At 43.4% G+C, this 11,841-nt stretch carries 14 protein-coding genes; 6 read left to right on the top strand and 8 right to left on the bottom strand.

The window, feature by feature from the left end:
* Positions 1–176: 176 nt before the first annotated feature.
* The 6 genes from ACIFO6_RS00995 to ACIFO6_RS00970 all read left to right on the top strand — a co-directional run bounded on the left by ACIFO6_RS00995 (position 177) and on the right by ACIFO6_RS00970 (position 4,038).
* Positions 177–395, top strand: coding sequence for a hypothetical protein (locus ACIFO6_RS00995; RefSeq protein ID WP_430037085.1), 219 nt, complete (start codon positions 177–179; stop codon positions 393–395).
* Positions 388–699, top strand: coding sequence for a phage head-tail connector protein (locus ACIFO6_RS00990; RefSeq protein ID WP_430037082.1), 312 nt, complete (start codon positions 388–390; stop codon positions 697–699). The genes ACIFO6_RS00995 and ACIFO6_RS00990 overlap by 8 nt, the downstream gene beginning before the upstream one ends.
* On the top strand, positions 699–989 hold the full coding sequence (locus ACIFO6_RS00985; protein WP_430037079.1) for a hypothetical protein: 291 nt from the start codon (positions 699–701) through the stop codon (positions 987–989). The genes ACIFO6_RS00990 and ACIFO6_RS00985 overlap by 1 nt, the downstream gene beginning before the upstream one ends.
* Positions 986–2,137, top strand: coding sequence for an Ig-like domain-containing protein (locus ACIFO6_RS00980; protein ID WP_430037076.1), 1,152 nt, complete (start codon positions 986–988; stop codon positions 2,135–2,137). The genes ACIFO6_RS00985 and ACIFO6_RS00980 overlap by 4 nt, the downstream gene beginning before the upstream one ends.
* Before the next feature lie 62 nt (positions 2,138–2,199).
* Entirely contained in the window at positions 2,200–2,325 is a 126-nt protein-coding gene (locus ACIFO6_RS00975) for an SHOCT domain-containing protein (RefSeq protein ID WP_430037073.1), read from the top strand.
* Positions 2,326–2,415: 90 nt separating this feature from the next.
* The gene (locus ACIFO6_RS00970; RefSeq protein WP_430037070.1) at positions 2,416–4,038 is read left to right on the top strand and encodes a recombinase family protein; all 1,623 of its coding nucleotides are present in this window, start codon (positions 2,416–2,418) and stop codon (positions 4,036–4,038) included.
* Positions 4,039–4,051: 13 nt separating this feature from the next.
* Here ACIFO6_RS00970 and ACIFO6_RS00965 read toward each other — a convergent pair whose 3' ends face one another.
* From ACIFO6_RS00965 to ACIFO6_RS00930, 8 genes are all read right to left on the bottom strand, one after another.
* Positions 4,052–4,339: a hypothetical protein gene (locus ACIFO6_RS00965; protein ID WP_430037067.1), complete on the bottom strand. Its 288-nt coding sequence runs from the start codon at positions 4,337–4,339 to the stop codon at positions 4,052–4,054.
* 251 nt (positions 4,340–4,590) lie between these two features.
* Positions 4,591–5,118, bottom strand: a complete 528-nt coding sequence (locus tag ACIFO6_RS00960) for a hypothetical protein (protein ID WP_430037065.1) — start codon at positions 5,116–5,118, stop codon at positions 4,591–4,593.
* A 3-nt stretch (positions 5,119–5,121) separates the two neighbouring features.
* A complete protein-coding gene (locus tag ACIFO6_RS00955) occupies positions 5,122–7,887 on the bottom strand; it encodes a contractile injection system protein, VgrG/Pvc8 family (protein ID WP_430037062.1) in 2,766 nt (921 codons plus the stop codon).
* 25 nt (positions 7,888–7,912) lie between these two features.
* On the bottom strand, positions 7,913–8,392 hold the full coding sequence (locus tag ACIFO6_RS00950) for a DUF4280 domain-containing protein (protein WP_430037059.1): 480 nt from the start codon (positions 8,390–8,392) through the stop codon (positions 7,913–7,915).
* Between the two features lie 31 nt (positions 8,393–8,423).
* Positions 8,424–9,053: a hypothetical protein gene (locus ACIFO6_RS00945; protein ID WP_430037056.1), complete on the bottom strand. Its 630-nt coding sequence runs from the start codon at positions 9,051–9,053 to the stop codon at positions 8,424–8,426.
* Positions 9,054–9,065: 12 nt separating this feature from the next.
* Positions 9,066–9,575: an imm11 family protein gene (locus tag ACIFO6_RS00940; protein ID WP_430037054.1), complete on the bottom strand. Its 510-nt coding sequence runs from the start codon at positions 9,573–9,575 to the stop codon at positions 9,066–9,068.
* Positions 9,576–9,587: 12 nt separating this feature from the next.
* The gene (locus tag ACIFO6_RS00935; RefSeq protein WP_430037051.1) at positions 9,588–10,691 is read right to left on the bottom strand and encodes a pentapeptide repeat-containing protein; all 1,104 of its coding nucleotides are present in this window, start codon (positions 10,689–10,691) and stop codon (positions 9,588–9,590) included.
* A gap of 14 nt (positions 10,692–10,705) precedes the next feature.
* On the bottom strand, positions 10,706–11,841 hold a 1,136-nt coding region (locus ACIFO6_RS00930), incomplete at its 5' end, for a hypothetical protein (RefSeq protein WP_430037048.1).

The raw sequence follows: 11,841 nt of genomic DNA, 5'->3' as shown, positions 1-11,841 counted from the left end.
GGTGAAAGGATTGCAGGTATTTGGAGCCAAATGTATCAAGCCGGAAGCTCTCGCTGTACTCACAGCCAATAAGTCTTAATTGAAAGTGAATGATATAAAAACACATTATAATAGAAGAAACACGTTTGGGGTGTCCGTTTCGGATACCCTATTTTTCATTTTTGGAGGGTAATAAGATGTGGTTTTTGAATCAGGAAACAGGATGTATATGGGAAGTCACCGATCAGGAGTTAATTCTGCGGTTACAGGCCAGTGGGCATTATGGGCAAGTAGAGGAACCGCAACCAGATAAGACGGAGCAAGATGAACCTGTAACGAAAGTTCAAACGGTCAAGAATATGAAGCGCACCGAGAAGGAACAGGTAAAGGAGGTACAGGAGACAGCACATGAGTGAGCTAATGGATTTGATTAAACGATTATTAGGCATGGAACCAACAGACATATCCAAGGATGATATCCTGATCCACTATTTGAATAAAGCGAGGAGTAATATTTTTGGCTATTGTAATGTGGCAACACTCCCTGTGGAATATGATGATGTTATGGTCGATTATGCGGTGTATCTTTATAAAAATAGGGATTCGGTTGGAATTATAAATAAGCAGGAAGGTGAACGCTCAGCCACCTATGAAGCAGGCATTCCGACAAGTATCAGGCTGGCTCTTCCTCTGCCTAAAATTAAGGTAGGTACAGACTGATGTTCTATGATACGAAGCTGGAAATTTTAGATGCTACTCATTTCAAACCTGTTCTGTCAGTGATGGCAGATGTACAACCTTATCGCAAAAGCTTTTCATTTGAAGATAGTTACACCTTGGAGACAATATATCGAGCTTTCTGTCCACTGGAATCTTTATTGCAATTAAACGGCTATGTCCAATTTGCTAAGGATGTCTTTATTATTTTGGACATGAAGGAATGGAGTGATTATGTGGAGTTGTACCTGTATCGCTGTAAGCCGGATTTTGGATTGGAGGAAGAGGAATGACACGGAGCTTAGAACCTATGCTGCATTTCTTTCTGCGAGAAAAGGGAGAGCTTGTACATATCAATAGTGTAAAGCGGCTTGCTCTGATCCGGGATGCGACAGATACCATTAAAATGACCGATGACAAAATCATTCGGGCAGCAACACCTTTACATACTGGCGATATTGTGGATTATCGCTATGAACGTTATCTGATTACCAGTCAGGTGGATCAAAATGAAAAGTCGTGTCGAGGCAGGATACGAAAATGTAATCGGCGACTAGCTTTAAACTGGAATGGACAGGTGAAGTGGTTTGATGCTGTGGTAGAAGCCAGAACGTTTTCAACGGAAACAAGTAAAGTTATCTCAATACCGGAGGGCAACATCCTGGTCAGTCTACAGGACAATACAGATACGAGGGACATCACATTAAGTCAACGATTTTATATGACTCATCAGCCGTTTAAAATAGTTGGAATTGACCGTACGATGAATGGCATTATCCTGTTAAGCTGCACATTAGATAGCATAAATACAGCTTATGATGACGTGGAAAATAACATTGCGGACAAATGGAAGTACGAGATTGCTCATACATATGCATTACATATTCATCAGGGAACGATAGCTCATGTGCTGCTCAACGAAATAATACCATTGAAAGTGACCGCTATGGATAATAGAAATGAGATGGCGAATCCAGTCATAACTTTCATTTCAAGTGATCCGAGTGTGGTTAGTGTAGATCAGCAAGGCCAGGTGATGGGTATCGCCTTGGGACAAGCAAGCATCACCGCGAAATTAACGTATCACCCAACAGTACAAAGTACCATTGAAATGAGAGTTGTCGAAACAGGAACACATTTCTATGTGATAGCCATTACCGGTAATTCAGTTCTAAAAACAGGCCAAAGCACCTCATACGTCAGCCATATCTATGATCATGGAACGGAAGTGTTTGACCAGTCGGTGGAGTGGAGCCTACGAAATCAAGATGATTCAATTCCGATCATGGGGAGCATAACAGCGAGTACAGGAAATAGCGTGACTGTGAAAGCCGGAAGCAGTAGTGGTGCAATCAACAAAGCATTAATATTAACAGCCACATTAGTAAGCGATCCTAGCATGACCATAGAAAAGACCATTAGCCTTAAAAATTTATTTTGAGCATTATATCTATTGGCTTGCCTTAGAGGTGAGTCATTTTCATTTTAAAGGAGCACATACATATGCAACGAAAATCCATCGACTACCTACTCAGTCTGAGCCTTTTGAAGCAGTTGAAAGCCCAAAATATAATTACAGAAGAAGAGTTCATAGCGATTGATGAGCTAAATAAAAAGTCTTTCAAATAGCTATAACATGGGCAGAAATGGACTTGATGATGTGCCGCAAGCATTATACCATGTGACCGTATAAAGAAGATATCGAAGGGAGAAACACCTATGGCCCAAGCCGCAACCGCAAAAAAAGTCGTCGTCGTTCCCATTAAAACGATGGACATCGTAGAAGGAATTCAATCTTTTCTAAAGAAGAAAGTCGCTGCCTATTGCCGGGTCAGTACCGATTCTGAGGAGCAAAAGGAGAGCTATACCAATCAGGTTAATCATTATACAAAGTACATTCAAAACAACTTGGAATGGGAAATGGCTGATATTTACGCAGATGAAGGCATCACCGGAACCAGCACTAAAAATAGAACGCACTTTAATCGCATGATACAGGATGCTCGAAACGGTAAACTGGATCTTATACTGGTCAAGTCGATTTCGAGGTTTGCTAGGAATACACTGGATTTATTGAAATATGTACGGGAACTCAAAAGTCTCGGAGTGGCTGTGTTCTTTGAACGAGAGAACATTAATACACTGGATACAACAGGTGAAGTATTACTGACCATTCTGAGTTCACTTGCTCAAGACGAGAGTCGAAACATTTCTGAAAATAGTCGATGGGGCATACTACGTGGCTTCCAAAACGGCAAAGTCTTCTGCAACACCACTCGCTTTCTCGGCTATGATAAGGATGAACATGGTGAATTGGTGATTAACGATTCGGAAGCCGAGATTGTACGCAGGATATACGAGGAGTATTTGGATGGGAAAAGCTATCAAGCGATAGCCAGAGGTTTGATGCGAGATCACGTTAAAACAGTCACGGGTGGCGATACGTGGTGGGATTCCTCGATTACCTTAATTCTGACCAATGAGAAATATTACGGAGCTTTGCTTCAGCAAAAGACGGTAACGGTAGATTTTCTAACCCACAAACGAATCAGGAATAAAGGACAGGAGCAGCAATATTTAATTGAGGACAACCATGAACCGATTGTATCCAAGGAACTATTTGAAGCGGTGCAAAAGGAAAAGGAACGGAGAGCCAAGCTGAAAGGGAGTGTGATGGGAGAGAGTAAAAGATACTCCAGTAAATACGCACTCAGTAGCAAAGTATATTGTGGATGCTGTGGAGCCATTTTTAAACGCCGAACCTGGAACAGCAATAATCCATCCAAAAAAGTGGTATGGCAATGCAAAACGTATGTCAATAAAGGTAAAGCAGCCTGTGATGCCAAATCAGTCGATGAACAAGTTTTACATTCCGCGTTTGTACGATTGTTTAATCAGATGTATGAGAATAAGAAAGTATTCATGAAGACGTTGAAAGCCAATATTGAATCGGTACTTTCCAGCAGAGTAGGGCAAGAACCGCTATTGGACATCGAAGGACAGATGCAACAATTGAAATCCGACCTGAAGGAATTAGTGAATCTTAAGCTACGGAATCAGATTGATGAGGCCGTATATGAAGAAGAAACAAACAGGCTTTCCAATGAACTCAACGAGCTACGACAGCAGAAGCTGACACTGGAGCAGGAGCATGAACAGCAAGCGAAAATCAAGGAACGTGTCGATGAAATTATTCAAGTACTAAGCTTACGGGAAGATGTACTGGAACAATTTGATGATAACCTATTTAATGCGTTGGTGGAGAAGATAACCATTCTCTCACCAGCGCATTTTGTTTTTACCTTGAAAAGTGGAATGAGCATAGATGAAATACTGGACTAATTAGAATCAAAAGCTAACGAGTAACTGTGGGATGTATGACGGGAAGAATCAATCGAATCCCGTCTTTTACTCCTTCCATATACATGGATTGTTTGTCCTGACTTAGCTGATAGCCTATGGCTTCTTCCCATTCAGACAGCAGACGTTGGATATCCTCGTTTTGGTTGGTTTTGAATTGATCAACTTGAGTAAATAGATGCTCGTCTTCTGGTAAATTTGAAGCCTGTTGCTCACTGGCAAGTTCTAATTGATAAAAACGTTGGCGTAATGCTTCGAGAAACCAATCTGGCCAATTTGACATAGTACATTTTCCCTCCCGTGGTTGAAGTGTGTGTATGTTAACTCTGATGGGGAGGGATGGCAAGTCATTTGTTTTAGAGTATTGTGGTTATTTCTTCCTCCTTTGAGCTTGGGCATGCCAAAAAGCTCATTCCTCACTTAAGGTTCAAGTTTGGAATAAGCTTTGAAAGTTTATCAAGTGTTTGAATCATTTTGTGTTTGGTTTGTTGGTTGTATTGTACGATCTTGTTGCTGGGGGTGTAAACTTGCTAATTACAAAAACGTTCTTCTCAAGGTCTCTATTTTCTCAATTTCATATTGATAACTACATTTTCCTTTGAAACACTCCTCCATATTTTTAAAAAAATCATCTGCCCCCTCTAATATAGTTTGAATAAATTCATTTTTTGGCAGTGCAACTTTAATATGTTCATTAGCCTCTATCTCATAAAGTACTAAATCCACAGATATTGATTTTAAGTGTAGCTTTACAGGTTGGTCTGGAAAGTAAGTCTCTCCTTCCCCGGTAGTTAGCAAACTCTCAACAACATTTAAAATATATGCCCATAATTGGTCAACTAAATCCCATAAAGTAACATCAAGTAAAGTCTGCTCGCAATACGTTAATGTAATTGCTCCGTTCAGATAATCAAAATCCAATAAATTTTCGAGAGCTAATATCTCATGAGTATTATTAATCTGAACAAAATATTCTTCAACGTTAGATTTTAAAAGTGATATGTCATTAATCTTTCTGTCTGGTCTACTAATTAAGGTATTTACATAAAACAATTTGTTCACCTACTATTCAGGATAAAATTGACCAACTCGTCCTTTGTTAAAACCAACCACATATTCTACCCCATTATAAGTTCCCTTTATTTGATAACTAAAGGTTGTACCATTTTTCAATAGGGTCTCCCGATTTTGCTTCATAATAGATTCTATAGCATCTGCTACTTCATCAATTGACATATCTTTCTTTAGGAAGGTCTGTTTTGCTTTTATTGAGCCTTCCCAGTATTCAGGATGATGCCTTTCAAGAATGTGCTTCATCCCCCGTTTATCTATTAGGAAGCTTTGATTTCCAAATGTGAAATTTCTACTTTGGAAATTTTCGAGAGCATTCACCACTTTACTTGGTTCAGCTTTTGCCGTCCCCTGAGTACTCTTACCAGAGTACTCTCCTGATTCTAACGCATCAATCTGTTTTTGTCTCTCAGGGGAAACTTTCGCACCCGAACTTCTGGAATGTGGGACATCAGGATCAAGATCATGGAACAGATAGTGTCCTGCATTAGTTGCAAATATCGGCGATCTTCTAGTTATACGGATGTTCATCTTTCGGGCTACACTTTGCAAGTAACTCCCCAAGGATTCAAAATTGGTTGGGAGACGGATGGCATTCGTTTTGAATTTTCCATCTCCGGCCTTCGCTAGAGCAGAGTCGGCTTTCGCTGTATCCCCGAATAATCCTGGCGTTCCACCTTTTCCACCGTTCTTTTCTTCAACATCTTTGAGTCCTTTAGATAAAGAGGCTTCTTCTTTGCCTAGCTTTCCTAAATTCTTAGTGAGTTTGGCTCCTCCCTTGACGATTGTAAATACATCCACTCCACGCTCCACAGCTTTTATGCTGTCATACCCTGCATCATAACTTTCTTGCTTCGTGTCTGTCAGCGGGTTTGGAATAAAATTGTTCCACTTTTTCACAAAAGGTTCTGTAAAACCATCCCAAGCCTTTTTCCCGTCATTCAGAAGTTCGCTTCCTGATTTTTGAAAAGTGACCGTTTCCGCAATATATCCTCCTGCATGCTTAATGCCTTCAAGGGTCTCATTACGCTCCAGGAAACCTTTCCCGGTGACGTTACCGGGCATGACGAAAGGAGTAGCCACCATGACTCCCATATCCACGATATCGACAGCGGAGTTCCATACCCCGCTTAAAAACTCTATACCCGCATCCCATTCTCCCTTGAGCGTGGAGCCTACATTCTCCTTGACGCGTGCTCCCATCACGCTTTGAATTCCCTTTTCAGCGACTTGCTTCTCAAAATCAGACAAAATCAGTTCTGGGTAGTATTGATGGAGGGAAGCTTTAAGCTGAATTTCCGAACTCACACTGTTGACTTCCTGCTCCAAATCCAATGTATCGGTTGTTGTATTCAAGTGTAAGCCATTGGTTCCTTGCAGCAGGATGCTCCCTGCCGACAGACTCAGACTGCCTGTAGCCTGAATTTGTATACGTTGGGTGCTGTTCAGGCTGACACCGTGATGGGTATTCATGGAGATGTATAGTGATCCTTCCTGCGCACTCATTGACAGTTCGGAGTTGCCCAAGGAAATTTCTTTACCTTGCGGATTCGCAAAGGATTTGACCCCGGGATCGGCAGTTTTACGCTGGTGGCGTTCTGCAGGTGATTCGACCACGGCACCTTGAGCTGCGTGAGATGGAGGGACAGCAACGCTAGATGGTTTCGTTCGTACCGATTGTATGACCATCGCATCGTCTTCGTCTGCACTTGGAAAATACAGCTTCACCTGCGCACCTTTTTCTGGCATCAGATACCAGACCTGATTACCTTCTGCAGAATAGGGGAACCACTGGGCATCCTTGGGATTCTGCTGATCGTCCATATCCAAATGCAATCGAACCTGATTCCGGCTGACCTCCAGTATTTTTCCTTCAATAGCCGCACCAATGATGGTTCGATTGTATATTTTAGGAACCTTCAAGCCCGCCGACAGGGCGCATTCATACGACCAAGTCATCAAGCCACGAATCAATTGGCCTTCACGTTTGGTGATGACGTACGTTTCGTGATTGCGCTCGACTTCATCTCCCAGTTGCAGCATTTGATCCCACTCAAAGGTATACCGGGTGTAATCTCCAATAGTGGCCGATTTCCAGCCGTTCGCCTCCTGATCCAGATAGGGAGCGATCTTGCGTTGTAGCGTAAAAGGAACCTCTTTCAATTGAATATGCTGCCTGCCCTGAGGAATACCGATCCAAATTTGCGCATGGTGTGAAACGATATTAGGAACGAGAAGGGCACCTACATGCGAAGCTAACCGTTTTAAAAAGGTCCAATCCGTCTCCTGATACTGCATGATGAATTGACCTGTTGCTTTTTTCTCAAAAGCTTCATCGATCTTGTCTGAGCCTTTATAATCGGCTAGTACCGCATCTACAATATCCACATACTTTTGATTGGTGTGTTGAAAGGAACGATTTTTGAACTGCGTATCCAATTTAAAACTATGAGAAATGACGTCAAGGGTCACCTTGATCTCCTGATGCCTGTGCTCCACATCTACACAGTACAGTTGCCCCATGAATAAGGGATGCTTCTGGTCTTTGGCATCGGTATACCATAGCTCAACTTCGTCGTCGCTGCTCGCTTTGGTAATGATCGTGTCTGCCTGATCGGCTTCTAGACTACCCGTGATCATCAGTCTGGCATGTTCGCCCAACTCGTGACTCATATGGATATTACGAAGACGCAGCTTTCCATAGGGCCAGGTGACATGTAGATGCTGATAGGTAAAGCGGTCTTTCGCTACGATGTTCATTCCTGAATCTCCTTACTTGATAAAATCAACTGTTTTGCCCGTCATCGATGATCGAGATGATGCCACCACTACTAGGTTCTATCGCAGAAAAGAGGGTGCCATCATCACTGGGGTCTATCATGAAGTTGAACGTATTAGTCAGAACATCTTGACAGCTACACATTAAGGTAGAATTGTTGAGTAGGGCGGGTGCCCCCTCAACCAATACGTCTTCTTTTCCCCCCGTCCACTTGGACCCAAACGCAATCTCCGGTTCACAGGGAAGACCATGCTTCAATTTACACAGTCCAAAAGCATTAATTTTGCTAATATTGGCTCCACAAATGGCATCGTCCACGTTCAGAACAGGCTTATTTTTAATGAAGACACCGTGGCTGTACATCATATTGAGCACACCAGGGTCTGTACCTTGACTGCACTGTAACTTGGCTCCTCTGACCACATAAGAATGTTCTCCGCTGAGCGCACCTTGGGCCAGAGCTTTAATAAGTAAAGGTAAAAACATATAAGTACCTCCTTGGATAAAAGGTATAGAATCAAGAAAGCTCCGACCATGTCGCGGTGTGCAGCATGGCATAGGTTAAGGGAACCCAGAGGGGAGCATCCTCCAGCTTAAATTGGCAACTTCCGATCACAGCCTTGCCATGCCAGGAACGCACAAAGACAATCTGATAATAGGGAGAGGGGGAAACTAGAAAAATAGCTTCATAGCAGCCAATGATGGTATCTTGAATAGAAAGAGCCTTTTCATCCACGAGCTTCATACTTGGTTGTGCGCGACTCGTTTGCTCAATTATCTGTTTTTGATAGACTTCTACTTGCTCAGGGTCCAGTTCTTGCCCACTTTGGTGCAGACCGAACAGGATTCCGCCCAGCTTGTCTTGAACGACGAAGCTTTTCGATGGGTCTATCGTCTGCCCAGCATGAACTTCTGGAATAAGAGAGCCCGGTAGGGATATAATGAGTTGATTTTCAAAGACAGGAAGGGTTTGAAACCGGATTTCCTGTTTATCCGGTAGAGTTAGTGATCCTTTCGAAATTCCCTCCATCGCTTCTTCAATCGATATCATCATCCAGCTTTCATCGTTCTCCGCTGTACTTAATTGCTCTTTCAATGTTTGTTGATGATGCAGCTTCAAAAAAAATTCATCCCAATGCTCTGTCAAGGTTGAACCTCCTTATACGAGTTCTAGCTTCTGTAGCCGAAAACCAGTCAAACTCCGGCGCAGCAAGCTTTCAGCAGCCTCCAAGCTAACGATGAAATAAGGTTCCCTCACGTTGGACAGTCGGAAAAAATGATGCCCCTTGACCTTTTGGCTATCGAGAACAAGGTGCTTTAGGGTTTGATCATGTGGGTAAAATTCAGTCTGCTCTGAAATACCATCCACAGAGGGAACAGATGAAATCCAATATAGCTCCTGACGGCTAGGTTCCCGGTTCACGATATACACCTGTTTAAAACGGGCTTGTGTATTGTATAGTTCTAGAATCCGTTTCATAGGATCGGAAAATAGCGGTTGTGAGGTTGAAAACGGTAGCCAGTCCGCATACTCGGCATCTGTCGCATGAACATCTAAAACCTGAGCCGGGGGCATGCCAACAAATGGTGTTTTAAAAAGGTCTAAATTCATCGGTTTAATGTTTCGAGAAATACGATGATCATCGACCAGCACATAATAATGGCGCATACACATTCCTCCTTATTCCGTCCACACAATAGATTGACGCTGTGCTTCGTTCAGTTTCCAATGCTGTTGGTACTTTCGCGGGACAAGGGTTCCTTGCATCGAAGCCCCCTCAAAATACGCATGTTCAAACGAATGTACATCTGTAAAATCGGCCCCATCCAGATTGGCGTGTTCAAAACGTAACCCGCATAGCCCTGGTACTCGAACTCCGTGCTCCCGATACGGCTGTCCGCTGGCACTGCTGAAGTTAACACCTTTCAAATCGCTATATCTAAAATCCGTGTCGGTCAGCAGGCACCCCTGAAAGCTGCCTCCTGCGAGATTCGCTCGTTGCCAGCTGCTTCCGATCAATATGCAGGTGTGAAACTGGCTTTCCCGTAAGTCACTGTGGCTAAAATCGTTATAGCGCAAATCCTTTTGCATCAGGTGAAGGTGGGGAAGAGAGAGCCGCTTTAGGTTTTCGTAAACATAAGGCTCTTCTTCACTGGAATGCATCAATTGCTCTCTCACATGATCTGCAAGAAGCGCTTCCCGATCTTCGACAAATAGATTCTCGCTGATATCCTTGTACTCGCCCGTTCGGATGGCTAAACGATCAGCTTTATGAATGGCGAGATACTCAGGCATTTGAACCACTTCTGCCATCCCTAAGCGCAGGAGGGAGTTCACAAACTGGTGGAAAAAAGGAGCAGATTCCAGCATCAGTCGTTCAACGTCCACAGAAGTGATCGTCCCCATATATATTTTTCGTTCCTGCTCCAAGGTTTCCAACATGGCACTCATCGGTGCATAGGCCCATGAAGCGTCATAGGTTAACTTGCAATCGGAATCATCTTCGTACCATTCTGCTGAATAAGCCTCGATCATATATAGGTAGGATTGTTCAAGAATCTGCGTGCGCAAGAAAGAATAGTGGATATAGCCAATCGGTTCTTTTTGACCTTGTTGCTGCATGCTCAGAATGTGTATACACAAATTCATGAACGAATTGTTGAAGTCCGAAATGAGCTGATCCTGACAACGTTGGAACTTGTTCTCCAGCGTGTCTAGCTGTAATTCCAGTAAGGGTGTAAAATGATGTTCCTTAAAATGGTGTAACGCTGCTTGTTTATCCATCTACTAACCTCCCGTTAGTTCATCTTGATTTCCGTACCGGAGAAGGTCGTTTTATCATCCAGCGTAATGGTATTGCCTTTACCAGATAGCTCGATTTTTCCGGCGGAAAGCTGGATGTTGCCGGAACTCATAACGATATCGGAGGTCGCGCTAATACTCACATTTTTTCCGCTTACAATATCAATGCCAGTTTTATCGTTAATGACAATGGACATGCCGTTGCCGGAGATGACGATTTGATCCGGGGCGAGCATGATTTCTTTGCCGTATTTGGTTCGTAGTGTCTTAATTGCAGGGTCAGCCATTCGATCTGGCGCAGGAGCTGCTGTGGACAATGCTGAAGAAGACTTTGGTCCGGCAGACGAAGCAGAAGTAGTCCCATGTCCAGAAGCGGCGGAAGATTTTCCCGCGGAAGGCTGCGATTCTCTTTTAACTGAACTGATCGCGTATCCTTCTTCTTCCTTATAACTGGGGAAATAGATACGGATGCTGTCCCCGTCCTCAGGCATACAATACCAGCCCGTGTTATCCGCAGATGCATAAATCGTAGAGTAGGGAAACCAGTAATCGGTATTCGGGTCTTGCTGATCGTCCATATCGAGCTGGGCGCGTACTTTGTCCCGACGAACGCTCAGTACCTTGCCATGAATGGAAGCACCGATAATGGAGCGATTGTAGTCTTTAATGGGACGTAGGCCGCTTCGTGGTGACAGCTTGGCGGTATGTGTCAACACCCCGTCTTTCATCTCTGTTAGCACCTCAGCGACCAGCAAAAGGTGGCCTTTAAAGGTCACTTCATAGCCAGGCTCCAGCAGTTTCTCCGTCTCGACTTCATACTGGATAAAATCCGCATCACGTACACCGGGGATATGGTTCTCCGAGGCGGTTTGGAAGTCAGCTACCCGTTTAGTGACTTTATAATTCGTAGATTGTATTTCTCCTTTGCTGAGTCCCATAGGCAGACCAAAATAAAACTTCGGTACCCCATAGCCCACGGCGGGAATGAGTGGAGAGTAGAAGTGGGAAGCCATCCGTTTCAGAAATTGCCAGTCGGTTTCATCATATTGCATGATAAATGTACCGATGGGTTTCTTATGGGACACGACATCCATCGCTTCTGCTTTAGGATAGCTATATAAGTTGAACTTAA

This window comes from Paenibacillus sp. NRS-1781 (assembly GCF_050467745.1).
Lineage (GTDB): Bacteria > Bacillota > Bacilli > Paenibacillales > Paenibacillaceae > Paenibacillus > Paenibacillus terrae_A.
Note: the sequence above shows the minus strand (reverse complement) of the source record. Positions and strands in the feature narration are given on the sequence as shown.